The organism is Actinomadura terrae (assembly GCF_022751215.1).
GTDB classification, from domain to species: Bacteria; Actinomycetota; Actinomycetes; order Streptosporangiales; family Streptosporangiaceae; genus Spirillospora; species Spirillospora terrae.
Genome location: NZ_JAICDG010000002.1, coordinates 195971 through 221372 on the forward strand (window position 1 = coordinate 195971; position 25402 = coordinate 221372).

A 25402-nucleotide genomic window follows, 5' to 3' on the forward strand; every position below is an offset into this window, starting at 1 on the left:
CCGTGATCCATAACCGGAACATCACGGCGTGATGTTACGAGTGGTGAGGTGCTGGTTACCGGTTCCGGTCGAGCGTTAATGCCGACCTTGGCCCGAGGGGGGAGCGGGGGATTATTCATTCGCCGATCAACGCGAAAGCCGCCCCTCCTGACATGGGAAAACCCCTGCACAAGTCCCATGGGCGGCCCGGTGGCGGCGGCTCGGACCGTGCCACCCGAAATCATTCCGACATAAAGACTCGGTCGCCGTGGCGCGAGTGCGGCGACGGACCCTGGGGGCGGAGACCTGATCCTTTCGAAGGTTGGAGCCTGATAGACCGGCAATGGAAGGCAAATGGACGACGGGCTGGGTGAAGTGATGTATCCGGGCTGGGGCCGGGAGGCCGATGATCCTGTTGACGCCGCCACGGAGCGGGCGGTCGTCGACGCCATCGAGGTCATGCGGGAGAAACTGGGGGAGCACATCACCATCGACGATCTGGCGCGCGCCGCGAGGTTCAGCAGGTTTCACTTCTCCCGCGCCTTCCACCGCATCACGGGCATGTCGCCCGGACGGTTCCTGTCCGCCATGCGGATCCAGGAGGCCAAGCGCCTGCTGCTGAGCTCGCCGCGTCCGGTCGCGGAGGTCGCGCGGCTCGTCGGGTATCCGGGCGCGGACGCCTTCGTCGCGGGGTTCAGCGAGGCCGTCGGGCTGCCGCCGGGCGAGTACCGGCGGCTGAAGGGGTTCCCCGGGGCCGTGCCCCGCGACTGCCACCGCTGGATGCCGGCCGAGTCGCCGGTGTGGAGGGCGCCCGGCGTGTCCGGCGCGTTTACTGCGTCTGCTCCGTCTGCTGCTTCCGCCGGGTCCGCCGCATCCTCGGCGTCCGCCGCTCCGACCACGACGGTCGCCGGGCACGTGCCCGCGTCCGGCTGAGCATTTTCGGTCCTGGGGTGAGGCCGGGCCGTACGGGAGCGGCCCGGCCTCGGGCTGGGGAGCTGGTACTACCAGATCCGGGTTACTGGAAGGAGATCAGCGCGCCGTTGCCGGTGCCGCCGGGGCCACCGTCGTCGGAGACGCCGATGAAGCACAGCGCGGCGGTGGCGCAGTCCACCGTGCCGTAGGGGGTGTCGCCGACCTTCGCCTCGAACGTCTTGTGCACGGTCAACGTGGTGCTCGCCGAGCCGTCGGCCTGGGACTGGATGGTCCCGAGGTCGAGACAGGCGGGCTGGTTGTCCGGGGTGAGCGTGCACTCGCCGAGGTGCTGGGCGGAGTTCGGGGTCAGGCCCGTCGCCGACAGCGTGACGGACTGGCCGTCCTGGAGACCTGTGTTGGGCGTGACGGTGACGGTCGCCGCCGCGGCGGCCTGGGCCGGTCCCGACAGGGTCGTGACGGCCAGGCCGAGCGCCAGCGCCCCGCCGACGCCGAGCTTGGTGAGGAGCCTGTTCCCGCTGGTGACTCTGGTCTTGTCGAACAAGATCCCGGTCCTCCCTGGTGTGGTGCGCCGCGCGCCGTACGCGGCGTGTCGTTAATTGAGACGGGGGCCATCCGGGAAAGTCACCGCACCTATCGGGAAGATCATCTACTTGGGCGCTCCGCGGCCCCGCAGCGGCGCCCTCCCCGTTTCCTGAAGATCCGCAGGTCAGGGCCGATATCGCGGCGCCGATTGCGATGATCGACGACGACTTTAAACGTGTCATTGATCACTTCGCGGGGTTCCGGTCGGAGGCGCCGAGGGGCGCCGAAAGGGGTTTGGGCGTGGCCGTGACGCCACCCACCCGCGGCGGACCAGGCCCGGCGCGTCGGCGGCACCCCCGGCGACCCCCTCGGCGGGCGCCGCAGAATAGGCGTTCCGCGTGCCTTCCGCTTCTCCAAACGTGCCCTTTCGGATTCACGATCCAAGCGCACTCCTGGAGAAGAGAGAATGCGCGTCCCGTCCAATACTGAGGTCGGTAGGGCGCATGTTCCGCCCTGCCTCGGTATTTACAGGAGGACGCACATGGCCGACCGCCCAAATCATCCGGAGAGCGTGGACGTCATCGTCATCGGCGCGGGTCCGGGTGGGTGCTCGACGGCGATCAGCCTCGCCCAGGCGGGCCGTTCTGTGCTGGTTCTGGAGGCCCGTTCGCTGCCGCGTTTCCACATCGGGGAGTCGCTGCTGCCGCCGACGATGGCCCTTTTCGAACGGCTCGGCCTGTTGGAACGCGTCAAGTCGCAGGGATTCGTCCCCAAGCACGGCGCCGAGTTCAGTGGGCCGTCCCCGCACCGGTTCGGTCGGGTGCCGTTCGCCCAGCAGGGCCCCGGCCGCTACCCCTCGGCGTTCCAGGTCGAGCGCGAGCGCTTCGACAAGATGCTCGCCGACTTCGCCCAGGAGTGCGGCGCGCAGCTCATCGAGGAGGCGGCCGTCCACGACCTGATCCAGGAGGACGGGCGGATCGTCGGCGTGCGCTACGAGCACGCCGGTGTCTCCCACACCGTCCGGGCCGAGTGGGTGGTGGACGCGGGCGGCCGCGGCAGCAAGATCGCTAAGTCGTTCGGGCTGCGCCACTACGTGGACCGGTTGCGCATGGTCGCGGTGTTCCGGCACTTCGCCGGCCTGGACGAGGCGAAGAACCCGGGCCACGAGGGCGACATCCAGATCGGCCGCCACAAGGACGGCTGGATCTGGGCCATCCCCATCCGCAAGGACGTCATCAGCGTCGGCTCGGTGATGCGGCGCGAGGTGCTCCAGGAGAGCGACCCCGCCGCGCTGCTCGCGGACCACGTCAAGCGGGTGCCGCGGATCACCACGCGGATCGAGGGCACCGAGCCCGGCGACGTGCACGTTGAGACCGACTACTGCTACTACTCCAACACCGTCGCGGGGTCCGGCTGGTTCATGGTCGGCGACGCCGCCTGCTTCTTCGACCCGATCTTCTCCGGCGGCGTCCTGTTGGCGACCGCGACCGGGGTGCGCGCGGCGGAGACCATCCACACGCTGCTGAAGGAGCCGGGCCGCACGGTCGAGCTCCAGACCGACTACAGCAATTTCCTCAAGACCGGATACGACACCTACTCCCGCATCATCCACGCCTACTACGAGCACGGCTACAACGTCCGCCCGTACCTGGAGGCGATCGGCCTCGACCGTGAAGAGCTGCGCTGGTACGACAACCCGTGGGTGGTCCGCCTGCTCAGCGGTGACCTCTGGAGCAAGAGCGAGCTCAACCAGGAGCTCCGCACGGTGTCCCGGTGGGACACCTTCGCCCCCTTCGAACGCGTCCTCGAATGCCCCTTCTATGCCGAGCTCAACGCGGCCGAGGGCGTCTGACCGCCCGGCCGGGCCCCATTAGATGAGAAAGGGAAACCATGTCCATTGACCTGATGGAAGTCCAGCAGGTGCCCAACCGCATCGTCGCCGCGTGGGCGAAGAACGACGCCGGCGCGTTCGCCAAGGTCTTCGCCGAGGACGGGACGCTCGTCCTGCCCGGCGGGGTCTTCCTCAAGGGCCGCGAGGAGATCCGCGCCCACATGGCGGGGCTCTACGAGGGCGAGCTCAAGGGCACGACCGTCACCGGCTCGCCGCAGCTGATCAAGCCGCTCTCCGACAGCATCGTCCTGCTCATCAACAAGGGCGGCGTGCTGCACCCGGGGGACACCGAGCCCTCGGAGAAGGAGGCCATCCGCGCGACCTGGCTGCTGGTCAAGCAGAACGGCGAATGGCTCATCAGCGCCTACCAGAACACCCCGCTCGCGAGCTGACCAGGGGAGCGCCCCGAAACCGGGGACCGGCCGCCACGGCGGCCGGTCCCCGGCTTTTTTCTTTCTCGCGGTGGGCGTGATCGGTGGGCGGCGGAGCGTAAGACGAGACGTTGCGTCTTGACGTCGCCGAAGCACGGGTTTACTGTTCCCGTACGTGACGGTACGTCTCGTCTCGTCTCGTCACCGATACACCCCCTAGCACCACCATCGATCGGGTCCTAGACCTCCTGGCCTGGGTGTGTTCAGAGCGCAGGCTGTTACTGGTCGCGGTCGGCCCTGGTGGCCCGCCGAGCCGGAACAGCGAACCCGATCACCCTCACCCGATTGGTAGCAGAAAGATGAAGGACGATTTCTTCGGCCCGCCTTCGACGGTCGGCGCACCGCCGCGCCAGGACTCCGCACCGCCCCGCGCCACCTCGTACGATCCGCCGCGCGCCACTTCGTATGACGCGCCTCGCCCGCCTCACGAGGCTCCTGCGCGTGGCACGGCTCGTCCGCGCGCCTCGTTCGACCCGAAGCTCGCGCTCCGCATCGCCACCGGCCTGTGGATCGCGGTGACCGCGATCCAGTTCGTCGTCTGGCTGGCCATCGCCATCATCGGCGGCGACCTGCTCGACCCCTGGTGGCTCTACACGACGGTGCCGACCGGCGCCCTGCTCGGCGGCGCCTGGATGATGTTCGGCCGCCGGGACGGATCGGCGACGAGCGGCCGGGAGGCGCGGTGAACGCCCCGATCGAACCGGCGGTCCAGCTGAGGGACCTGCGCAAGCACTACGGCGGCGGCAGCGACGTCACCGCGCTCGCGGGCGTCAGCGTCGACTTCCCGGCGGGCAGCTTCACCGCGGTCATGGGCCCCTCGGGCTCGGGCAAGAGCACGCTCCTGCACTGCGCCGCCGGGCTGGACGAGCCCACCTCCGGGACGGTCGCGCTCGTCGGCGTCCCCCTCGCGGGCCGGAACGAGACCGAGCTGACCCGGCTGCGGCGCGACCACGTCGCGTTCGTCTTCCAGTCCTACAACCTGATGCCCGCGCTGACCGTCTGGCAGAACGTCACGCTGCCCGCGCTGCTGGCCGGGCGCCGTCCCGACAAGGAGTGGACGCGCCAGGTGATCGAGCGGGTCGGCCTCGGCGAGCGGATGGGGCACCGGCCCGGCGAGCTGTCGGGCGGCCAGCAGCAGCGGGTGGCGATCGCCCGTGCGCTGGCGAGCCGGTCCGCCGTGGTCTTCGCGGACGAGCCGACCGGCGCGCTCGACACCACGACCGCGCGCGAGGTGCTGCACCTGCTCACGCAGATCGCCCGGATGGGCCAGACGGTGGTGATGGTCACCCACGACCCCGTCGCCGCGTCCTACGCCGACAGCGCCTTGTTCCTGGTGGACGGGCAGATCGTCCGGCACCTGGCGAACCCGACCGCCAAGGCCGTCGCCGACGAGCTGGCCGGGCTCGCGCCCCGCCCGCAGGCCGCCCCGCACGAGGCCGCCGCTTACGACAGCGCCGGGTACCGCGCGCATGTCGGAAGGCACGCGATGACGGCCGGAGTCCAGGAAGGGACGGCACGGCGATGATCCGGCTCGCGTTCGCGTCGCTGCGGTACCGGGCCGCCGCGTCCGTGGCGACGTTCCTGGCGGTCGTCGTCGGCGCCGCGCTGCTGCTCGCCTGCGGGGGGCTGTTCGAGACGGCGATCCGGCTCAACGCCGACCCGCAGCGGCTCGCCGGGGCGCCGATCCTCGTCACCGGGCCCGCGGGGTTCAAGCTGCCGAACGAGTCGCAGCGCGCCGCCTACTCCGAGCGCGGCCACATCGACCCCGCGGTCGCGTCCCGGCTGGCCGGGACGCCCGGGGTCGCCGCCGCCGTGCCGGACGTCTCGTTCCCGGCGGTCCCCGTCGTCCACGGGCAGGCGGCTCCGGCCGGCGACGACGCGCTCGCCGGGCACGGCTGGGAGTCGGCCGCGCTCACCCCCTACGCCCTGCGCGAGGGCGCCGCGCCCCAGGGGAAGGGCCAGGTCGTGCTGGACGGCGCGTCCGCCCGGCGGCTGAAGGCCCACGCCGGGGACCGGGTCCAGATCGCGGTCGCCGGGGTGCCCGAGACGTTCACGGTGAGCGGCGTCGCCGCGCCCGCCGGGCACGTGGACGCCCCCGCGTACTTCTTCTCCGGCGCCGACGTCCAGCGGTTCGTGCCCCGGGGCGCGGGCGCCGACGCGATCGGGCTCCGGCTCGAACCCGGCGCCAAGGTCAAGGACGTGGCCGCGCGGGTGGCGGCGGCCCTGCCAGCGGAGCTGAAGGTCCGCACGGGCAGCGACCGCGGCGCGGCCGAGTTCGCCGGCGTCGAGGCCGGACGGCTGCCGCTGATCCTGCTCGCGGGCATCTTCAGCGGCATGGTCGTGGTCGTCATGGCGCTGGTCGTGTCGGCGACGATCGGGCTGTCGGTCCGGCAGCGGCGGCGGGAGCTCGCGCTGCTGCGCGCGGGTGGCGCCACGCCGCGCCAGGTGTACCGGATGGTGATGGCCGAGACGATGGTCGTCGCGCTGCTCGCCACCGCGTGCGGGCTCGTGCTCGGCCGGTTCACCGGCGGCTGGATCTGGGACGCCACGACCGAGCACGGCGCCGTCTCGTCCGCGCTGAACTTCCAGCTCGGCCTGATCCCGCTCGGCGGCACCGCGCTCGTCGCGCCGCTCGCCGTGTGGATCGCGGCCGCGTTCGCCGCCCTCCCGGCCGCGCGCACCCGTCCGATCCAGGCGATCGCGGAGGCGGCCGTCCCGTCGGTCAGGGTGGCACCCTTCCGGCGCGTGCTCGCCGCCGTGTTCGCGGTCGGCACCGTCGCGCTCGCCGGGACCACGATGTTCATGGGTCCGGAGTCGGCGCAGGCCACCGGCGGACCGGCCGTCCTCACCGGCTCGATCGCGGTCGCCCTCATCGCCCCCGAACTCCTGGACCGCCTCACCGGCCGGGCAGCCGACCTCATCCACCGCCTGGGCGGCCCCCTCGGCATCCTGGCCGCGATCAATATCCGGGCCCGCGCGGGCCAGTTCGCGGCGGTGCTCACACCGCTCACGCTGGGCGTGTCGATCGCGCTCGGCAACGTGTACTCGCAGACCACCGCGGCCGAGGCCGCCAAGGACGGCTACCTCCACCAGTTCAAGGCCGACACCGTCGTCACGTCCTCGGCGGGCGGGATCGCCCCGGGGCTCGTCGAGCGGGTCCGCCAGACCGAAGGGGTCGCGACCGCGTCGCCGCTGGTCAGCAGCCACGGCTGGATCGAGGAGCCCTACGACGGCAAGGGCACCGACCCCTCCACGCTGATCGGCGTCGGACGCCAGGACGCGGCGCCCGTGCTCACCGCGCCCGCCGCGTCCGGGACGCTGCGGAACTTCACCGGCAACGTCGTCGCGCTGCCCGAACCCATCGCGCGGCGGCTGCACATCGGCGTGGGGCAGAAGATCGTCATGCGTCTCGGCGACGGCACCCGGGCGCCGGTCACGGTCGCGGCGCTGCTGCGGGACTCCTCCGACTACGCGGGCATCATGTTGCCCTCCGACCTGCTGGCCCCGCACACGACCAACGCGCTGCCCACCCACCTCCTCGTCCGCGCGGAGCCGGGGACCAGTACCGGGGAGCTGCGGAAGGCCGTCGAGGAGCGGGTCGGCGCGTTCCCCGGGACCAGCGTCGGCGGCGACGGCGTGCTGGCGGAGACGGTCGAGCGCGGCCTCGACGTCGAGGCGTGGATCAACTACCTGATCGCCGCGCTGGCCATCGCCTACGCCGCGATCGCGGCCATCAACACGCTGGCCGTGGCGGTGCTGTCGCGGCGCCGGGAACTCGCGGCGCAGCGCCTGGCCGGTGCGACCGGAAGCCAGGTGCGGCGGATGCTGCTCATCGAGGGCCTCGTGGTGGCCACGATGAGCCTCGCGCTCGGGACGGCGATCTCGGCGTTCACCGTCCTGCCGATGGCCTTCGCGGGCGGCGCGCTGCTGCCGTCCGGGCCGGTCGCCGTCTTCCTGGGCGTCGTCGCGGCGGCGTTCCTGATCGTCGTGCCCGTGACGGCGCTGGCCGGACGGACGGCGCTGCGTCCGAAGGCCGTCGAGATCATCGGTTCGGCGGCGGCGTGAGCCGCCCGGCCGCTACCGGCCACCGGACCGCTCGGCAGTGTTTCAAAAGTCCCGGCCCACGTCCCTCGCCTGGCGGCTCGGGACGTGACCGAGCCTTTGCGGGCGCGGAATCGCTTCGCGATCTTCCCGGCGGGGCTCGCCTCCGGCGTCGCCCCGCCGCTCAGCTACGCGCCCGCGTGACGGCTGAGGCCACCTTGGAACACGCCCTAGGCGCCGTCGATGCCGCCGGCCCTGCCGTGGTTGGACGTGTCGGGGTCGGGCTCGCCGGTCTTGTGGGGGTCGGGGGACAGGCCGGTGAAGGCGACGTCGAGTATCTCCGACACCTGCTCGGCGGACGGCGGACGGGTATGGAGCAGCAGCCGGTAGTACAGGGGCCCGTAGAGCATCTCGACCACGGTGTCGATGTCGAAGTCCCCGCGTATCTGCCCCTCCTCCTGCCCGCGCCGGAGCCGTTCCTCACAGGCCCGCACGCGCGGCTCGATCATGTTCTCGCGGAGCGAGGCGGCGAGTTCCGGGTCCTCCTGGGCGGCCGCTATGAGACCGGCGTAGGGCGCGAACTCCGAGCTGTTGAACAGCGTCGCCACCGCGCTCATCTGCGTGTGCAGGTCGGCGCGCACGTCGCCGGTGTAGGGGAAGTCGGTCGTGCTGTTCACACGCTCGTTGAGGGCCTCCTGGAGTACCGCCGCCTTGGACCCCCACCACCGGTAGATCGTCTGCTTGCCCACCCCGGCCCGTTTGGCGATCTCCTCGACCGTCATCTTGGCCAGACCGCGCTCCCGGACCAGCTCAAGGGCCGCGTCCAGGATCGCCCGGCGGGATCGCTCGCTCCGTCGCTGCTCGTTCGGCGTGCTCATGGCACGACCTTACACGAGACGAAACGGAGCGTCTTGACAGGGCATGACCACCCCCCATCGGAAGGAGGCTCGCCGTGAGCGAGGCGGCTACCCGCAGATACACCGGCATGTTCGGCGTGATCGCCAGCCTGTTCATCATCGTCCAGGTCCCGCTCTACTTCATCTACTCCGGGGCCCCGCCGGACTGGAACATCATCACCCGCGGTCTGATCGGCGTCACCGGCTGCACGTTCTACATCGTGTACTTCATCGGGCTCCGGCAGCTCGTCGTCCGGGTCAGTCCGGCCCACGAGTGGGCGGCGTCGGTGATCCAGATGGCGGGGCTGCTCTGGGTCGCGATGGTGTTCGTCCCCCAGTCCATGGAGGTCGGCGCGGCGATCTCGGTGCGCCACGACATCGACACGACGACCGAGGGCCCGTTCGCGGCGGCCCAGTACCTGATGCAGGGCGGGATCTCGCGGCTGCTGATGGGCCTGTTCCTGATCACCTTCGGCGTCACGGTCACCAGGCTCAGGCTGCTGCCGACCTGGGTGGGCCGTTCGTCGTTCATCGTCGCCGCCATCAACCTCGCGTTCCTGCCCGCGGTGTACTTCGGCGACGACGCGGCCGACTTCTACAGCGCGCAGGGCTGGGGCACCACGGCCAGCATGGGCGCGCTGTGGTCGCTCTGGACGCTGGCCGTGAGCATCAGCACCCTGCGCAGCGCGCGGAACGCCCCCGCCGAGTCGGCCAGCGGGCACGCGGGGACGGCGGCCGGGCTCGGCTGAATCCACGAAGGTGCCCGGGACCTTGCCGCCCGGGCACCTTTCGCGTGCGGTCAGTGCCACGGGGGACGGGACCTGCGCAGCACCCGTTCCGCGCGCGCGGTCGCGGTGATCCACTCCCAGCGCGAGTAGAGCGTCCAGGCCCAGGACGATTCGGGGCGTGCGTCGCGTCCCGGGTCCGGTTCGTCCGGGGGGTGCCGGGGCTGCGGAGCGTCCTTGCGCGGGACGGCCTTCCGCGCGGGGGAGCCACCGGCGGGACGGGCGACGAAGCGGCGGGCGACCCGCGCCGGGCGGCCCGGACGGCGCCGTACCCGTCGCAGCCTGGCCAGCGCGGACGGGGGCACGAGCATCGCTGGGCTCCTCGGATCACCGGTCATCGCCGCTCCCGAATGTAGCGCAACGGATACCGTCCGCCATCCTCCTCCCGACGTTCCGGTGAACGCGAGGAGAACGATCTTTTGATCTCGTGCTGTTCGACGGGGGCGAATCGGCGGCGTTGTGTGGTCGTCGGGACGTTCGACCACGCGCGTCCGGGAGGGCTCGCTGAGGGCCGGGGATTACTGGTGGGCCAGCGCGGCGGGGTGGCAGTCCACCATGAGCTCGATGTCGCGGGTGTGGGCCAGGGCGGCGGCGCCGTCGCGGTCGATGGCGGCGGCCAGGACGGCTCCGACGGCCCCGGCCAGCAGCCCGCGGATCTCCTCGGGCCGCAGGTCGGCGGGGTCCCAGGAGCGCAGCGTCGCGTCGCCCGCGACCGTGACATGGCGGACGCCCGCCAGCAGCATCGCCAGCTCGCCGCACCGGGAGAGGCAGGCGGCCCCGTCCGGACCGGCCTCGCTGATCACCGCGCCGAGCCGCCGCGCCACGCCGTGCAGCGCGAGCAGGGCGGGCCGTTCGTGCCGGCCGGGCCGGAAGATGGGCGGGCGGCCGTCCTCCCGCCACCTGGCGTATGCCCCGAAGGAATGGCTGTTCATGACACGACACTAGAGTCGCGGGTGCCCCGCCCGGAGCAGGACTCCCCGCTATCGGAATCCTTTTGCCTTTCGAGGTCGGCGGGTTATCTTCTATTTGCCGTGGAGGGCACCGGGTAAAGCGGGTGATGGTGCGGTAATAATCCAGTAGATCGTCCCTTGCGGCCAGGCAAACGGGTTTACCGCCGGTCTGTTCGGAAAAGCAGCAAGTAATCCGGCAACTCGGGAGCAACAGAACCAAGCGCGGGACGGTCCGGGCCACGCCGGATCACGAGAGCAGAGGTGTTCAACGTGCAGACGCAGACACAGGTGCGGGAACTGATGGGAATGAGCGTGACCGACGCCCACGGCACCAAGGTCGGCACGATCAAGCAGGTGTACCTCAACGACGATTCCGGCGCGCCCGAGTGGGTGACCGTGCACACCGGTTGGTTCGGGATGCGGGAGAGTTTCGTCCCGCTGTCCGGCGCGAACAAGGCGAAGGACATGCTCCAGGTCCCCTACGACAAGGAGACCATCAAGGGCGCCCCCAATGTGGACGCGGACGAGCATCTGTCGCACGCGCAGATCGTCGATCTCTACCGGCACTACGGCGTGCGCCCCCCGAGCGGCCGCCGCTCGCCCGGCGACGCGGGGACGTCCGGAGACGCCGCCGGGACGTCCGGGAACGCGGGCCCGGCCGCCGGGTCCGACGCCAAGGCCGGTGACCGGTCCATGACCGGCAGGGAAGGCCAGGGCATGGGCAAGAGCGGCACGGCGGGCGGCGCAGCCGGGACCGCCGGTGCGGCCGGTGCGGCGGGTGCCGCCGGGATGGCCGTCCATGCCGAACGCCAGGGCAAGCGCGGGAAGGACCTGCCGCCGCAGTCGGCGCGCGCCGGCGCCGAGGCGCCGATGACCGAGATCACCCGGTGCGAGGAGCAGATGCGCATCGGGACCGAGCGCCACGAGACCGGGCGAGTCCACGTCCGCAAGTGGGTCGAGACGGAGATGGTCGAGCGGACGATCCCGGTCTCGCACGAGGAGATCAAGATCGATCGTGAGGCGATCACCGGTGGCCGTCCGGACATGAAGGCGACGCTCGGCGAGGACGACCGCGTGATCGTCCTGTACGAGGAGCGCCCGGTCGTGACGAAGGAGACCGTGCCCGTCGAGCGCGTGCGCATCCACACCGAGCAGGTGCAGGACGAGCAGACCGTGCGCGGCGAGCTGCGCCGCGAGCGCATTGAGGTGACCCGCGAAGACGGTGCGGGCAGCTCTGTTTAATGAAGTCCCGGCCCACCGCCCTCGCCTGGCGGCTCGGGCAGTGACCGTGCCTTGGCGGGCGCGGAATCGCTTCGCGATCTTCGCGGTGGGGCCTCGCCTCCGGCGCCGGCCCCACCGCTCAGCTACGCGCCCGCGTGACGGCTGAGGTCGCTGCGGGGTGCGCCCTGGCCGGTGAGCCCGCGTGATCGCTGGGGCCGCCTCGACATTCCAGGCACGGTTGGACGTATGGCCGGATGTGGTCATGCGCGGTGCTCGTTGGACGGGTGTGACTGGTGGGGCCGATGGGGCTCGCGGTCCGTTCGCGCCGGTAAAGGCGGGCGGCGGTAGGACTTCCGAACCGGGCCGTGGCCGACGGCCCGGGCGCCTTTTAGCGGGACGCCCCGAGACCATTAGTGAGCTTTCTTGACAGATAGGGGATAAAGGGGGAAGTTTCACTCGACGCCGAGCCCACGCGAGGGCCCGTGGCCTCCCTGCCACGGTCCCGTCGCAGGCGCGTGGCCCGCTCGGCGGTGGCCCCGAGGCCCCCCGCCGACCGCTCCCCCTAGGGCCGGCCGCTCGCTGGGGCGAGCGGCCGGCCGCCCCCTTTCCGGCCGGAGGGCGGGCTCGGAATTGGCGAATCCGGGCCCGGAAAACGGCGTGGAGACGGGTCGGGCGGCGCGGGTAGAGTCGCCCCCATGACCGAGCAGGTGAGGGTTGATGTGTGGCTGTGGTCGGTGCGCCTGCTGAAAACCCGTTCGGTGGCGAGCAACGCGTGCCGCGCCGGGCACGTCCGGGTGAACGACGAGCGCGCCAAGCCCGCCACTCCCGTCCGTCCGGGAGACGAAATTCGCCTGCGCCATGACGGACGGGAGCGCATCGTCATCGTCGAGCGGATCGTCCGCAAACGCGTCGGCGCCCCGATCGCGCAGGAATGCCTCATCGACAAGAGCCCGCCGCCCCCGCCGCGCGAGGCGCTCATTCCGATCGGCCTCCGCGAGCGCGGCGCGGGACGTCCCACCAAACGCGACCGCCGCGAACTCGACCGGCTCCGCGCGTTGAACCAGAGCCGCGTCGCCCACGACCTCGACCTCGAACTCGGCGAGAGCGAATGACACCGGCGCGGACGGTTTCTCGGCCGGGCTGAGCCTACGGTTTGCGGGCGAGCACGCGGCCGTGCTGGAACCTTTCGGAATCCTCCGGCTCGCGGGAGGCGTGGGCGTCCACGACCAGCCCGGCCTCGTTCAGGAGCCGGCAGACGAGCGGGACCGGCCAACGGTGGGCGAGCGTCACCTTGTGGTCGAAGGGAATCGGCTCGCCGGCGCCGTCGGCGCCCGCCGGGGCCTCGAAGAAGCCGATCAGGAGACGCCCGCCCGGCGCGAGCAGCCGGTGGAATTCGGCGAGTATCCCGGGCCACTGCTCCGGCGCGGCGTGAATGGTCGAATACCACGCGAGAATGCCGCCGAGCGTGTCGTCCGCGAGGTCGAGGCCGGTCATGGAGCCCTGCTCGAAACGCAGGTCCGGATGCGCCGCGCGGGCGATCGCGATCATCTCCGCCGACAGGTCGACGCCGAAGGCCGTCCGGCCGAGCGAGGTCAGGTAGGTGGTCATGTGGCCGGGGCCGCAGCCGAGGTCGGCGACGGGATCGCCCGCGAGTTCGGCGAACGCGGCGATGAGGGCGCGGTCCAGCGCGGGGGTGACGTTGATGTCGGCGAACATCTCGGCGTAGAGGGCGGCGACGGAGTCGTAGGCGGTGCGGGTGGTGTCGAGTTCGGTCACGGCCGCCGACGATATCCGGTGGACACCCCGTCCGGCGTCTGCCACAGTGACGCCATGATCGTTCGAAGGGACCGCGTCACCGTCGTCCGGTGAGCGTGACAGCGCGGCGGGACGCCGCAGAGATCCGCACGGAATGGCTGGGCGCGGCGTTGTCCACCCGGCCCACCGACCGCCCGGCCGCCGAGGCCGCCATTTCCCGGTTGTACCGCCTGATCGGCCTTCCGCCGCCGCGTTTCCACTGGGTGGCCTCGCCCGTGACGGCGATCGAGACCGTCCCGCCCGGTATGCGTTGGCGTGCCGCGCCCCGTCTCGGCGACGTGGATAAATGGCCGATAGCGCGCATGTTCTGTGCCGCGCGAGCCGCACTGGTCATCGACCTGGATTCGCGACCCTCCCGGGCACTTGGAGCGGCGGAGACGCTGGCCCGCACGGAGGTGTGCTTCCCGGTCGCGAGTTCGGTGCGGGCCTCGCTGGGGACGGCGCTTCGGGCGGCGCTCTCCTCGCCCGTCTTCAGAAGCAGCCAGTGGGAATCGGCGCTGAATCCCGACTGGACGTCGTACCACGACGCCGTCCGCAGGATGACCGGCGGCGGGTTCACCCCCGAACAGGACATGGCCCTTAATCTGTGGTCGGACGCGATCCGTTCGTGCGGCCCGTGGTGGCCGCACGAGGAGCTCTGCATCGTCTCCGAAAGGCCCGTAGCCCTCCATATGGAGGTGTCGGGAAACACCGGCGAAGTGCGTCCGCATAGCGAGGACGGGCCCGCGCTGCGTTACGCCGACGGATGGGAAATGCACTTCTGGCATGGGACGCCCGTCCCCGCCTGGGTGGTGGACGATCCGAGCGTCGAGCGGATCGAGCGGGAGCCGAACGTCGAGGTCCGGCGCTGCGCGATCGAGAAGCTCGGCTGGGCGTCCTACATCGACCAGGCCGGGCTGAGACTGGTCGCCTCGGCCCCCGATCCGGGCAATCCGGGTGCGGAACTGCGGCTGTACGACCTGCGGCGGGAGACCCGGGTGCTCCTCGCCGTCAATGGGTCCGTCGAACGCGACGGGCGCCGCCGCCGGTACGGGCTGACCGTCCCCGGCTCCCTCGACGACCCGATCGCGGCCGCCGCCTGGACCTACGGGCTGCCGGCGGACGCGTACTCCCTGCTCGTCCGCCGAACCTGAGGTGATGATCATGACTGAGACCATGACCGAGAAAGAGTCCGATCTCGCCGCGCTCGACCATCTGGAGCGCTCGGCGGTCGTTCCCGTCGTGTCCGGGCTCCAGGCCCAGGGCGACCTGATCGTCATCCCGCTTCCGATGATCGCGGGATCGGTGCAGGTGTGGCCGGGCGCCCAGTGGCAGGACGTGCCGCCCGCCGGCATCGAACTGCTCCTGAGCGCGGTGGGCGGCAACCCGCACACGCTGGTGGCCGAGCCCGGTACCTGCCGGTGGACGACCCGTGTGTCCGACGAGGACAGCCTGGCGCTCGGCGTCTTCGAGGCCGCGGCCGTCGTCTACCTGATGCATGCCGAGCACGGCGCGAGCGGCTGCGCGCCCGGGGTCTACGTCGTCCGCCGCCAGCGCGAGCGCGACGGGAGCCGGATGCGCGTGGTCGCCGACTGACGCGCCGGGCTCACGGCGGCTCGGTCAGCGTCTGCGGCGCGACTCGGGGGCCGCGCGCAGGTGGACGCGTTCGCCCTGGCGGCCGAAGAGGCTGAGGATCTCGGCGGGCTGGTCGCTGCCGGGCCCGAACCAGTGCGGCAGGCGGGTGTCGAACTCGGCGGCCTCGCCCGGTCCCATGATCAGGTCGTGCCCGGCGACGATCAGCCGGACCTTACCGGACAGGACGTACAGCCACTCGTAGCCCTCGTGCGTGGTCATCTCCGGGACGCTCTGGTCCGGCGGGATGATCGACTTCCACGCCTGGAGCGGGCCCGGCTGGCGGGTGAGCGGGATGTGTGTGCGGCCGTGGACGCAGCGGGCCTGGAACCGGACGCGCGGGTCGCCGACCTCGGGGGCGCCGACCAGCTCGTCCAGCGGTACCTGGTGGGCCTGCGCGATCGGCAGCAGCAGTTCCAGGCTCGGCCGCCGCTGGCCCGCCTCCAGCCGTGACAGCGTGCTCTTGGAGATCCCCGTCGCCTCGGCGAGCGCGGCGAGCGTGACCCCGCGCTCGGTGCGCAGCCGCCGGAGCCGGGGCCCGACGTCGGCGAGCGCCTTGGTGATCGCTGCGGCGTTGTCCATGCCCCCATTGCACCCGCGTTTCCCGGAAATGGCAACAGAAGTTGTCGTCCCCGGCCACCGGCGCGCACTGTGGGGGGACGGAGGTGATCGCAGATGTACGACGTCGTGGTGATCGGCGGGGGTGCCGCCGGGCTGAGCGCGGCGCTGGTCCTCGGCCGGGCCCGCCGGTTGGTGGCGGTGGTCGACGGCGGGGAGCCGCGCAACGCGCCGGCCGCGCACATGCAGGGCTACCTGTCGCGGGACGGGATGTCCCCGGCGGCTCTGCTGGAGGTGGGCCGCGCCGAGGTGGCCGGGTACGGGGTGCAGGTGATCGACGCCCGGGTGGACCACATCGAGCCCGGATTCGACGTCCACCTGACGGGGGGCGGGTCCCTGCGGGCCCGCCGGATTCTGGTGGCGACCGGGCTGCGCGACGAGCTGCCGGACATCCCCGGCGTGCGCGAACGCTGGGGCAAGGACCTGCTGCACTGCCCCTACTGCCACGGGTACGAGGTGCGGGACGAGCCGCTGGGCGTCATCGGGAACGGTCCAAACGCGGTCTCGCATGCGCTGCTGCTCCGGCAGTGGTCGGACGACCTGGTGTTCTTCCCGCACCGGACGGTGGTGACCGACGCCGACCGGGAACGGCTCTCCGCTCGCGGGGTGCGCGTCGTCCGGGGAGAGGTCAAGCGGCTGGTGACCGACGAGGGCCGCCTCGGCGGGGTCGAACTCGCCGACGGCCGGACGGTCCCGCGCACGGCGGTCTTCCTGGCGCCGAGCATGATCCCCCAGGACGGCCTGCTCACCGCGCTCGGATGCGAGCGCGAGGACGGCTGGGTGCGGACGGACCCGTCCGGGCTGACGAGCGTCCCGGGCGTGTGGGCGGCGGGCAACGTCCGCGACCCGCGCGCGCAGGTCATCACGGCGGCGGGCATGGGCTCGGCGGCGGCGATGGCGATCAACCACGACCTCGTGGAGGAGGACACCGCGGCCGCCCTCGCCCCGTTCTCCGCGCGGGCCGAGGCGGCCAACTGCGAACAGGTGGTGGCCGACCGGCGGCACGGCCTGTGACGCGGGTGTTCAGCGGCGGAAGATCGTGATCGAGTGGCCGACCTCGTCGACCGGCACGCTGTCCCGGAGCAGCACGGTCAGCCGGGGGTCGGCCTTGGCGATCCAGCTGTCGGACACCACCAGCAGCCCCCGCACCTGGCCGGGCGGCACCCGGAACGGGTCGCCCGCGCGTATCCCGTAGGAGGACGGGACGCCGCTGCCCTTGTAGGCCAGCCAGACCCGCTCGTCCAGGTAGCGGGCGCGGAGGCGGTCGGCGAGCCGTCCGAGATCCTGGCCCCAGTCGACGTTGGAGTCGTGCAGCCGCAGATGGGTCTTGGACGGTCCGCCGAACGCCTCGTTGGAGTACGGCAGGTAGTAGGGGAACGTCCGCAGCGAACTCACCGCCACGAACAGCACCAGTACCGCCGTGACCCAGCGCAGGCGGGGAACGGTCACGCACGCCGCCGCCGCGACCGCCAGGAACATCGGAACGAAGATCACATACCGGACGCCGAGATCCCGCGACCCGGTCATCGCCACCGCCAGCAGCACGGCGACCGGCAGCACCACATAGAGCGCGGCGCGGCGCAGAACCCCGACGCCGATCGCCCACAGCGCGAGCATTCCCAGTGGCGTCTTCACCAGCAGCGCCGCAGGCAGGTAGTACCAGAGCGCCCCGCGGTAGTGGTGGCCGAGCAGGAACCCGTCCCACGTCGAATCCTCGAATCCGAACTGGACGCGCATGCCGTCCCGGTACGGACGCGGGAACGGCATGAGATCGACGAGCAGAGCGCGCATGCCTCCGATGTCGGGCACGCCGGGCGGTGCCGTCCAGCGCAACCGGGGATCGACGGCCAGGTAGCACGCCCACACCACCGCGACCGTCCCCGCCAGCATGCCGAGGGCCGCTCCGGCGCGTCCCCCCCAGGACGGGCGGGAGCACGCGGCCAGCGCCATCAGCACCGGAACCGCCGCGAGCATGCTCATCTTCGTCGCCACGGCCGCGCCCAGCGCGACCGCCGCGAGCGGCAGGTAGGGGAGGGGACGCTCGCGCGCCCTCCACACCGTCCACGCCGAGGTCAGCAGGAACCCGGACGCGGGCACGTCGAGCGTGGCCAGCGACCCGTGCGCGATGACGTCCGGCGAGAACGCGTAGAGGGCGAGCGCCACCAGCCCGCCGACCCGCCCGGTGAGGTCGGCGGCGAAGGCGAACACCACCAGCCCGAACAGCAGCGTCAGCACGATCATCGGCAGCCGCGCCGCGAGCAGCACCCGGCCCGCGTCGTTGCCCGACTCGTAGAGCACGTGCCGTCCGGCGGCCTCCTGCGTCCCGGTGAACCCCTCGTCCAGCCGCGGACGCTCGACCGCGAGCCCCGCGCCCATGATCAGCTTGCCCAGCGGCGGATGCTCGGGGTTGGAGCGCAGGCTGTGTTCGCGCTGGTAGGAGACGGCGGCGCCCACGTACACGGGCTCGTCGATCGTCGGGGTCTGCTGGACGGCCGCCGTCACCATCGCGGTCGCCATCTCCGCCAGCAGCGCCGCCACGCACAACGCCACGGCCCACCGCCGGAGCACGCGGGGCGGGCTCGGGGCGGCCGCCCCGTCCGGCGCCTCGTCCGGCGAGGCCACCGCGTCCGGCGAAGTCACCGCTCCAGCTAACCACCGCGCCGGGAACCCCGGGGGCGGGCGGCCCGTCGAAGCCACCAATGATCACCGTTGACGGAGGTACCCCGCAATGCCCGTGAAGCTGGAGCTGTCCCACCCCGAAGACCTGTGGGCGGAGGCGTCCGCGCTGGCCATGCTCACCGTCGGGACCGACGGGTTCGGCGCGACCGTCGTCCCCGACGGCGTGCGCGGCGACGACGTCGGCAACGGCTGGCACGGGATGAGCTGGATCGGCGGTGGCCGCGCCGTCCTGTACGGCTACGACGTCGACGCGAGCAAGACCCGCCACCAGGTGCCGCCGCTCGACCTGCTGGCGGGCGGGCCCGACTGGCTGCCCTGGGAGTGGCTCTCGGAGATGATGCGCCGGGAGCAGCTGATCCAGTACGTCTACTGGTGGGACGGTTCGTCCTGGGCCCGCACCGACTACCCGGACGGCCTGCGCGACGGCGGGTTCGGCGACACCAGGCGCGACGACCAGGTCGAGGACGCCTTCCTGGCCTTCGCCGACGACCCCAAGGCGGCGCGGGCGGCGTTCGAGGACCTCATCCGCGCCGCGCGGGAGCGCGCCGTCGACCGGGCCGTGATCGACGCGCTCCAGCGCCACCTCGACCCCGAGAACTTCGACATCGAGCCGGACGAGCCCTTCGACACCGATGCCATGCTCGCCGTCGCCGAGCGCGCCGGGGTCACGCCCGGGTCCGCCCGGCCCGAACTGCCGCCGGGCCGGGGCGAACCGGCGGACCGCCGGGTGTGGCTGCTCGACTACCTCCGGCACTGGTCCCTGTTCGAGGAGCGCCAGCTGACCGAGGGGATTTCGCCGAGCATGTGCTGGTCGCCGGCGTCCTAGCGGGCGGCGATCGCCTCGCCGATGATCTCCAGGGCGAGCGAGGTGTCGGGGCCGAGCTGCCCGGAGAACGAGACGGCGGTGTGCCCGGCGGCCTCCAGCCGGTCCAGGCCCGCGCGCAGGTCGTTGGCGTCCCCGGCGGCCATGAACAGGTCGAGCGTCCGGTCGCTGATCTCCGCGAGCCGCTCGGTCGCGCCGTCGCGCTTGGCCGCCCGCGCCGCCTCGATCTCCGCCTCCGGCACCTCGTGGAAGGCCAGCGGCGCCCCGAGGTGCGGCAGGAAGGTGGCGAGCAGCGAGCGCGCCTCGCGCCGCGCCAGCTCGCGGTCTGGGTGGACGAACGTCCAGTTCTCGGCGACGAACTGGACCTCGTCGGCGGCGCGTCCGGCCTCCTTCGCGCCCGCCTCCATGTGCTCCTTGAGCAGGGACGCGTAGCCCGGGTGCCACTGCGCGGCGGCGCGCAGCCCGTCGCAGTGCGCGCCCGCGAGCCGCGCGCCCTTCGGGCCCATCGCCCCGAGGTACACCGGGACGCGGCGTCCGGTGCCGAAGTGCAGCTTCGCGTCCTTCCTGAGCTGGAAGACCTCGCCGTCGTAGGGGCCGGAGCCGCCCTCGACCAGGGTGCGGATGACGTCCACGGCCTCGCGCAGGCCGTCCAGCGTCGCCGGGTTCGTCCGGCCGACCATCTCGTACATCGAGCCGCGGCCGAGGCCGAGCACCGCGCGGCCGCCGGACAGCTCGTCCAGGTGCGCGAGGTTCGCCGCGAGCTGGACGGGATGGCTCAGGTAGGGGTGGGTCACGTTCGGGCCGACCAGCACGCGGGACGTCGCGCGCGCCATGTCGCACAGCACGGGCCAGACCGGGCGCCGGAACAGGACGTCGTGGAGGGAGACGTCCTCGAAACCGAGCTCCTCCGCCCGCGCCGCGAGCACCGGGTAGGCGTCGAGCGGCAGGTTTCCGTGCAATTGCAGGAAGTACTCCATGTCACTGCTTTCCCGGCACGGCCGCGGGGGGCGGGCGTGCCGCGTCGTGGGCCTGGCTAGGTGAGGTTCGCGTGTTGCGGGACGCCGGTGCGCGCCGTCGCGCGGAGGTGGTCGAGGTCGTCGGTGCCGAGGAGGGCCGTGACCCGGCCGGGGTCGAGGAGGTCCTCGCCGAGCGCCGCGCCGAGCAGCGTGAGGATCGCGGAGCCGACCGGGGCCGCGACCCCCGCGAGGCGCGCGAGCGCGACGTTCAGCACCAGGCCGCGCCGGACGTCCTCGTGGACGTAGCGGTGGTCGAGGCCGACGGTCTCGCGCCAGAGGCCGGAGGCGAGCAGCCGCTCCTTCGCGTCCGGCGGGTACATGGAGGTGTCACGTTCCAGGTAGTAGTCCTCCAGCGGCCAGTGCGGTTCCGGCAGACCGAGGGCTTCGCGCAGCGCGATACGTTCGGCGTCGAGCGCCCGGGTCGTCGCGAGGACGGCGGGGGACGTCCCGTCCGCGTGGATGTCGAAGCGGTCGCCGAGGTTCTGGATCGCGCCGAGGTTGTGCGCGATCAGCGGCGGGTGGATCACCGGGCCCCAGTTGGTGAGCGCCGCGTCCAGCCCGTCGGAGACCCGGACGGCCATCGGGTAGGCGGCGGCGAACCGCGCGTGGCCCTCGTCGGCGAGCGGTCCCGTGCCGGGAATCGCGCCGACCGGCAGCCTGCTCGCCGTTACCGGGATGCTGATTTCGCCCGGCGCCGTGACGCGAGTCAGGTACGGGAGCGTTCCAGTCTCCAGGAACGCGACGTCGGGCCGCAGCCGCGCGCCATGCCACGTGCCGAACGTGCCGGGGGTGAACGCCACCGCCTGCCCTGGTTCGAGGACGGGCGCGAGCGCCGCCAGCAGTTCGGGCTGCGCGGACGCGGGCACCGGCGCCACGACCAGCCCCGCGCCGCCGACCGCCGCCGCGAGATCGTGGGTGACCAGGGCGGGCGTGACCGTTCCAGTCCGTTCCGGGGGGTGTGGGGGGTCGTCCCCCCGCAGGGAACAGGTCTGATCGTGCGTCAGGTAGCGCAGCCGCCCGCCGGACGGGAACGCCGCGCCGCGCCGCCACCATCGCACCTCGTGCCCGCCCAGCGTCAGATCGACGACGGCCGCGTGCGCGCCGTTCCCCCCGCCCAGCACCGTCACGATCACCGTCGGCCCTCCCAGCTCTTGATCACGGGGGCCATCTTCCCCTGTAGACGGCCGGTCGTGCGACCGGCCCCCGATCATTGCGTCTCGGCAAGGCGGCCGGTGAGGAACGCGCGTTCCGCGTCGTTGGCTGTCAGGGCGAGCGCCTGCTCGTAGGCGTCCGCCGCGTCCCGGGTGCGGCCCATCCGGCGCAGCAGGTCGGCCTTGACGGCCGGAAGGTAGCGGTATCCGGCGAGGCGCCCGTCCCGTTCGAGCGCCTCGACCTCGGCCAGCGCCGCCGCCGGGCCGCCGACCATCGCGACCGCCACCGCCCGGTTGAGCGCGACCACCGGGGACGGCCACACCCGCAGCAACGCGTCATAGAGGACGAGGATCTGCTTCCAGTCGGTGTCGCGGTAGGTCGGGGCGGTCGCGTGCAGGGTCGCGATGGCGGCCTGCAAGGCGAACCGTCCCGGCCTTCCGCTTTTCAGCGCGCTCACGACGAGCGCGTCGGCTTCGGCGATGGACTCCTGGTCCCAGGCCGAGCGGTCCTGTTCTTCGAGGAGGCGGAGGCGGCCGTTCTCGTTGGGCGCGGTGCGGGTGGCGCGGCGGGCGTGGTTGGCGAGCAGCAGCGCCAGCAGGCCGCGGACCTCGCTCTCGCCGGGCATCAGGGCGTGCAGCATGCGGGCCAGGTCGACCGCGCGTCCGGCGACGTCGTCCCTGGTCAGGGCGCTGCCAGTCGGGGCGGTGTGGCCGGTGGTGAACTGGAGGTGGATCGCGGTGAGCGCCGCGTCCAGCCGGTCGGGCAGCTCGTGCGCGGCGGGCATCCGGAACGCGATGCCCGCCTTCACGATCTTCTTCTTCGCGCGGGTGATCCGCGCGGCCATCGTGCTCTCCGAGACCAGGAACGCGTCCGCGATGTCGGGCGTCGCGACCCCGCAGGCCAGCCGCAGCGTGAGCGCGACCCGCGCCTCGACGGCCAGCGCCGGATGGCAGCACAGGAACACGAGCCGGAGCCGGTCGTCCCCGGCGGGGGCGGAATCGTCTCGCGGCTCGATCAGCAGCGGCAGCTTCGAGCGCAGCGTGTTCGCCCGGCGCAGGACGTCCAGCGCGTTGTGCCGGGCGGCGGTCGTCAGCCAGGCACCGGGCCTGGCGGGGACGCCGTCCCGCGCCCATTCGCCGAGCGCCGCCACGTACGCGTCCTGGACGCATTCCTCCGCGAGGTCGAGATCGCGGGTGACGCGCACCGTCGCGGCGAGCACGGTGGCCCACTCGCGCCGGTGCGCGCCCTCGACCGCGCGCCGGGTCTCGTCGGCGGTCACACCTGGAGGAGCGGACGCACTTCGACGGCGCCGTCCATGATCGGCAGCAGTTTCCCGACGGCGACCGCCTGGTCGAGATCGGCGGCCTCGACCACGAAGAACCCGGCGATGACCTCCTTGCTCTCGATGAACGGCCCGTCGGTGACGAGGCCGCCCTTGCGGATCGTCCGCGTGGCCGAGCTGGGCTCCAGCGCCTGCTGGTGGACGACCCGCGCGCCCATCGCGGCGATCTTCTCCCCGGCCGCCAGATTGGCCTCCATGACCTCGGGCGGGATGTCGGCCGCGCCACCGGGAAGCTCCGCCTCGTAAATCAGAATCGCGTACTGCGGCATATCCGCTCCGTCACCAGTTACCGGTCTCCGGCCCCATGGCCCCGTATGCGAGCTTGCCCACCCGCGTATACGTGCAGGCTATGACACCCGTACCGAACGTCGTCGCGTCGTTCAGCCGAAGGCCGGTGGGGATCGTCCCGTCGGCGAACAGCCGCTTGCCCTTTCCGAGGACGACGGGGAACACCAGCACATGGAACTCGTCGACGAGGTCGTGCCGGATCAGCGTCTGCACCAGTCCGGCGCTTCCGTGGACCTGGATCTCGTCGCCGTCCTCCTCCTTGAGCTTGCGGACCGCGTCGGCGACATCGCCGTCCAGCAGCGTCGAGTTCCGCCATTCGACGCTCCGCAACGTCCGGGACGCGACGTACTTCGGCATCGCGTTCAGTTTCGCGCCGATCGGGTCGTCGTCCGCCGCGAGCGGCCAGTTGGCCGCGAAGTCCTCATAGGTCCGGCGGCCCAGCAGCAGCGCCCCCGCCCGGCCCGTGACCTCGGCCATCAACGTGATGATCGCGGGCTCGAAATGGGGGACGGCCCATCCGCCGTGCTCGAATCCGCTGTCGCGGTCCTCCTCCGGCCCGCCCGGCGCCTGCATGACGCCGTCCAGCGACACGAACGCCGTCACCATCAGTTTCCGCATTGCCTGTCTCCTTCCCCCGGGACGCCCCGGCTGGGCGCCCGCACCCAACACGGCGAACGAGCGTGCCCCGAATCGACAACCCCGCCGCCGCGATTCGGGAAATCGCGGCACGATGGCGTCATGGACCGGCAGACGGTGACCGAACGATCCATTGAGCGGCGGGTGGGCTCGGAGGTGTTCAACCGGGGGCGCGTCTATCTCGGGCAGGGACGCGTCGAGAACCTGTCGGTCACCGCGACTTCCGCGACCGCGACCGTGGAGGGCTCGGAGCCCTATCGCGTCCGGCTCGAACTCACGGCCTCGCGAATGGCGGGCGAGTGCTCGTGCCCGCAGGGAGGCGAAAGCGCGTTCTGCAAGCATTGCGTCGCGGTCGCCCTCGCCTGGGTGGCGGAAGCGGGCCCGCTTCCGCTCCCCGATCCCGACCCGACGCCGGAGCCCGAACCCGCACCGGGAATCGATGACGCCCGGCTGCGCGCGTTCCTCGCGACGCGGGACACGGACTGGCTGGTCGAGGAGCTGATGCGCGCGGCGGCGGCCGCCCCGCTGCTGCGGTCCAGGCTGGAGGTCGCGGCCGGGGCCGAGGTGCACGCCGTCCTGGACGTGGAACGCCTGCGCCACCGCCTGACCAGGGCGATCGCCACCGCGACGGAAATCGAGCCCGAAGCCGGTGACTTCGAAGGGATTCTCGAAGAGCTGGACGAACTGGTCGACGCCGGGTTCGCGCCGATCGCGCTCGAACTGATCGAGCATGCCTTCGATCTCATCCCCTCCCTCAGCGAAGACGCACCCGCGGCGGAGTATCTGTCCTCGGTCTTCCAGAGGGCCCACCTGCGCGCCTGCGCGCACTGCCCTCCCGACCCCATCGCGCTCGCCGACCTTCTTGTCGACCGGGCGTTCGCGACCAGCCTGTTGTTCGTCGACGCGCTGCGCGACTACGCCGGGCTGCTCGGCGAAACGGGAATCGCCCGCTATCGGGAACGCGTCACCGCCGCCTGGCGGGCCGCCGAGTCCGGCGACCTGGATGATGAGGAGGCCGACTACGGGACGGTCCTGGAGCTGCGGGAGCAGCTCGCCGAGATCGAGGGCGCGGACGCTTTGATGGCCGTCCTGACGGAATCCGAGCCGTCCAACAGGAACGCTTTGCGGATCGCGAGGGCGCTGGTGTCGGAAGGCAGGGACGCCGAGGCCGTGGAATGGGTCAGGCGCCGCCTGGAACAGCGCCATGTCGACACCGACCTGTGCGACCTGGGCGCCGACTGCCTGCTGCGGACAGGGGACCGCCGGGGAGCCGTCGAACTGCTGTGGCCCGCCTTTCTCACCTACCCGGGCCTTGGGAGGTACAAGGCGCTCGCCGCGGCCGCGGGCGACCATTGGCCTCGCTGGCGTGAGCGGGCGCTGACGCTCCTGAGGGAGTCGCTCGCGAGGTCGGGCGGGGGCGGCGTCCTGGTCGAAATCCTGCTTTGGGAGGACGACGTGGAAGGGGCTTGGCGGGAGTCGCGGGGCGTCACCCTTCATGACGGCCTTCGCCTCAAGCTGGCCAGGGCACGCGGGGCGACCCATCCCGCCGACGCCGTTCCCGTTCTGCTGGATCGTGCCGACCGGGAGATAGCGAGTACCGGGAAACACCGCTACTCGCGGGCCGCGAACTATCTCGCCGAGGCCCGGCTTCTCGCCGAGCAGGGCGGGGAGAGCGACAAGTTCGTCCGGCACATGGCGCGGTTGCGCGCCGAGCACAAGGCCAAGTCCGCGCTGCGCCGCTATCTCGATGCGGCCCGCCTTCCCTAACGGGGG

26 protein-coding genes are annotated in these 25402 nt (G+C 72.0%); 14 read left to right on the forward strand and 12 right to left on the reverse strand.

Annotation, left to right across the window (positions count from 1 at the left end; translation table 11 throughout):
* Window positions 1-333 precede the first annotated feature (333 nt).
* On the forward strand, window positions 334-912 hold the full coding sequence (locus K2F47_RS11000) for a helix-turn-helix domain-containing protein (RefSeq protein WP_242902772.1): 579 nt from the start codon (window positions 334-336) through the stop codon (window positions 910-912).
* Window positions 913-994: 82 nt separating this feature from the next.
* Here the strand turns inward: K2F47_RS11000 and K2F47_RS11005 are convergent, their stop codons facing one another.
* Entirely contained in the window at window positions 995-1453 is a 459-nt protein-coding gene (locus K2F47_RS11005; RefSeq protein ID WP_242902773.1) for an enediyne antibiotic chromoprotein, read from the reverse strand.
* Between the two features lie 522 nt (window positions 1454-1975).
* Between K2F47_RS11005 and K2F47_RS11010 the strand changes: the two genes are divergently transcribed.
* The 5 genes from K2F47_RS11010 to K2F47_RS11030 all read left to right on the forward strand — a co-directional run bounded on the left by K2F47_RS11010 (window position 1976) and on the right by K2F47_RS11030 (window position 7821).
* Complete coding sequence (locus K2F47_RS11010; protein ID WP_242902774.1) at window positions 1976-3286, forward strand: NAD(P)/FAD-dependent oxidoreductase; 1311 nt, start codon at window positions 1976-1978, stop codon at window positions 3284-3286.
* A 38-nt stretch (window positions 3287-3324) separates the two neighbouring features.
* Complete coding sequence (locus K2F47_RS11015; RefSeq protein WP_156217492.1) at window positions 3325-3717, forward strand: SgcJ/EcaC family oxidoreductase; 393 nt, start codon at window positions 3325-3327, stop codon at window positions 3715-3717.
* Between the two features lie 338 nt (window positions 3718-4055).
* Window positions 4056-4442 carry a hypothetical protein gene (locus K2F47_RS11020; RefSeq protein ID WP_242902775.1) on the forward strand — a complete coding sequence of 129 codons (387 nt, stop codon included), beginning with the start codon at window positions 4056-4058 and terminating at the stop codon, window positions 4440-4442.
* Window positions 4439-5281 carry an ABC transporter ATP-binding protein gene (locus K2F47_RS11025; RefSeq protein WP_308198395.1) on the forward strand — a complete coding sequence of 281 codons (843 nt, stop codon included), beginning with the start codon at window positions 4439-4441 and terminating at the stop codon, window positions 5279-5281. Before K2F47_RS11020 ends, K2F47_RS11025 begins: the two co-directional genes overlap by 4 nt.
* Window positions 5278-7821: an ABC transporter permease gene (locus K2F47_RS11030; RefSeq protein ID WP_242902776.1), complete on the forward strand. Its 2544-nt coding sequence runs from the start codon at window positions 5278-5280 to the stop codon at window positions 7819-7821. Before K2F47_RS11025 ends, K2F47_RS11030 begins: the two co-directional genes overlap by 4 nt.
* A 206-nt stretch (window positions 7822-8027) precedes the next feature.
* Here K2F47_RS11030 and K2F47_RS11035 read toward each other — a convergent pair whose 3' ends face one another.
* Window positions 8028-8675: a TetR/AcrR family transcriptional regulator gene (locus K2F47_RS11035; protein ID WP_242902777.1), complete on the reverse strand. Its 648-nt coding sequence runs from the start codon at window positions 8673-8675 to the stop codon at window positions 8028-8030.
* A 74-nt stretch (window positions 8676-8749) separates the two neighbouring features.
* Here K2F47_RS11035 and K2F47_RS11040 point away from each other — a divergent pair, with 74 nt between their 5' ends.
* The gene (locus K2F47_RS11040) at window positions 8750-9442 is read left to right on the forward strand and encodes a hypothetical protein (RefSeq protein ID WP_242902778.1); all 693 of its coding nucleotides are present in this window, start codon (window positions 8750-8752) and stop codon (window positions 9440-9442) included.
* 50 nt (window positions 9443-9492) lie between these two features.
* On the opposite strand, the gene K2F47_RS11045 is transcribed toward K2F47_RS11040, so the two are convergent.
* Window positions 9493-9789 carry a hypothetical protein gene (locus K2F47_RS11045; protein WP_242902779.1) on the reverse strand — a complete coding sequence of 99 codons (297 nt, stop codon included), beginning with the start codon at window positions 9787-9789 and terminating at the stop codon, window positions 9493-9495.
* Window positions 9790-9996: 207 nt separating this feature from the next.
* A complete protein-coding gene (locus K2F47_RS11050) occupies window positions 9997-10410 on the reverse strand; it encodes a hypothetical protein (RefSeq protein WP_242902780.1) in 414 nt (137 codons plus the stop codon).
* A gap of 288 nt (window positions 10411-10698) precedes the next feature.
* On the opposite strand from K2F47_RS11050, the gene K2F47_RS11055 reads away from it, so the two are divergent.
* Together K2F47_RS11055 and K2F47_RS11060 are read left to right on the forward strand one after the other, a co-directional pair.
* The gene (locus K2F47_RS11055; RefSeq protein WP_242902781.1) at window positions 10699-11670 is read left to right on the forward strand and encodes a DUF2382 domain-containing protein; all 972 of its coding nucleotides are present in this window, start codon (window positions 10699-10701) and stop codon (window positions 11668-11670) included.
* Between the two features lie 674 nt (window positions 11671-12344).
* Entirely contained in the window at window positions 12345-12761 is a 417-nt protein-coding gene (locus K2F47_RS11060; protein ID WP_242902782.1) for an RNA-binding S4 domain-containing protein, read from the forward strand.
* Window positions 12762-12795: 34 nt separating this feature from the next.
* Here K2F47_RS11060 and K2F47_RS11065 read toward each other — a convergent pair whose 3' ends face one another.
* Complete coding sequence (locus K2F47_RS11065; RefSeq protein WP_242902783.1) at window positions 12796-13425, reverse strand: class I SAM-dependent methyltransferase; 630 nt, start codon at window positions 13423-13425, stop codon at window positions 12796-12798.
* Between the two features lie 89 nt (window positions 13426-13514).
* Here K2F47_RS11065 and K2F47_RS11070 point away from each other — a divergent pair, with 89 nt between their 5' ends.
* Together K2F47_RS11070 and K2F47_RS11075 are read left to right on the forward strand one after the other, a co-directional pair.
* A complete protein-coding gene (locus K2F47_RS11070) occupies window positions 13515-14597 on the forward strand; it encodes a DUF6745 domain-containing protein (RefSeq protein WP_242902784.1) in 1083 nt (360 codons plus the stop codon).
* Window positions 14598-14607: 10 nt separating this feature from the next.
* Window positions 14608-15039 carry a DUF8820 family protein gene (locus tag K2F47_RS11075; protein WP_242902785.1) on the forward strand — a complete coding sequence of 144 codons (432 nt, stop codon included), beginning with the start codon at window positions 14608-14610 and terminating at the stop codon, window positions 15037-15039.
* A gap of 24 nt (window positions 15040-15063) precedes the next feature.
* Here the strand turns inward: K2F47_RS11075 and K2F47_RS11080 are convergent, their stop codons facing one another.
* On the reverse strand, window positions 15064-15657 hold the full coding sequence (locus K2F47_RS11080; RefSeq protein WP_242902786.1) for a helix-turn-helix domain-containing protein: 594 nt from the start codon (window positions 15655-15657) through the stop codon (window positions 15064-15066).
* 93 nt (window positions 15658-15750) lie between these two features.
* Here K2F47_RS11080 and K2F47_RS11085 point away from each other — a divergent pair, with 93 nt between their 5' ends.
* Window positions 15751-16707: an NAD(P)/FAD-dependent oxidoreductase gene (locus K2F47_RS11085; protein WP_242902787.1), complete on the forward strand. Its 957-nt coding sequence runs from the start codon at window positions 15751-15753 to the stop codon at window positions 16705-16707.
* A 9-nt stretch (window positions 16708-16716) separates the two neighbouring features.
* On the opposite strand, the gene K2F47_RS11090 is transcribed toward K2F47_RS11085, so the two are convergent.
* Window positions 16717-18333 (reverse strand): glycosyltransferase family 39 protein, encoded by a 1617-nt coding sequence (locus K2F47_RS11090; RefSeq protein ID WP_242902788.1) that lies wholly within the window; start codon window positions 18331-18333, stop codon window positions 16717-16719.
* Between the two features lie 88 nt (window positions 18334-18421).
* Between K2F47_RS11090 and K2F47_RS11095 the strand changes: the two genes are divergently transcribed.
* Window positions 18422-19198: a hypothetical protein gene (locus K2F47_RS11095; protein WP_242902789.1), complete on the forward strand. Its 777-nt coding sequence runs from the start codon at window positions 18422-18424 to the stop codon at window positions 19196-19198.
* Here K2F47_RS11095 and K2F47_RS11100 read toward each other — a convergent pair.
* From K2F47_RS11100 to K2F47_RS11120, 5 genes are all read right to left on the reverse strand, one after another.
* On the reverse strand, window positions 19195-20172 hold the full coding sequence (locus tag K2F47_RS11100) for an LLM class flavin-dependent oxidoreductase (protein WP_242902790.1): 978 nt from the start codon (window positions 20170-20172) through the stop codon (window positions 19195-19197). The genes K2F47_RS11095 and K2F47_RS11100 overlap by 4 nt on opposite strands.
* Before the next feature lie 56 nt (window positions 20173-20228).
* Window positions 20229-21344, reverse strand: coding sequence for an NAD/NADP-dependent octopine/nopaline dehydrogenase family protein (locus K2F47_RS41315; RefSeq protein ID WP_242902791.1), 1116 nt, complete (start codon window positions 21342-21344; stop codon window positions 20229-20231).
* Window positions 21345-21418: 74 nt separating this feature from the next.
* On the reverse strand, window positions 21419-22642 hold the full coding sequence (locus tag K2F47_RS11110) for an RNA polymerase sigma factor (protein WP_242902792.1): 1224 nt from the start codon (window positions 22640-22642) through the stop codon (window positions 21419-21421).
* Window positions 22639-22974: a YciI family protein gene (locus tag K2F47_RS11115; RefSeq protein ID WP_242902793.1), complete on the reverse strand. Its 336-nt coding sequence runs from the start codon at window positions 22972-22974 to the stop codon at window positions 22639-22641. Before K2F47_RS11115 ends, K2F47_RS11110 begins: the two co-directional genes overlap by 4 nt.
* 10 nt (window positions 22975-22984) lie before the next feature.
* Window positions 22985-23611, reverse strand: coding sequence for a dihydrofolate reductase family protein (locus tag K2F47_RS11120; RefSeq protein WP_242902794.1), 627 nt, complete (start codon window positions 23609-23611; stop codon window positions 22985-22987).
* Window positions 23612-23731: 120 nt separating this feature from the next.
* Between K2F47_RS11120 and K2F47_RS11125 the strand changes: the two genes are divergently transcribed.
* Window positions 23732-25396 (forward strand): SWIM zinc finger family protein, encoded by a 1665-nt coding sequence (locus K2F47_RS11125; RefSeq protein ID WP_242902795.1) that lies wholly within the window; start codon window positions 23732-23734, stop codon window positions 25394-25396.
* Window positions 25397-25402: the final 6 nt, after the last annotated feature.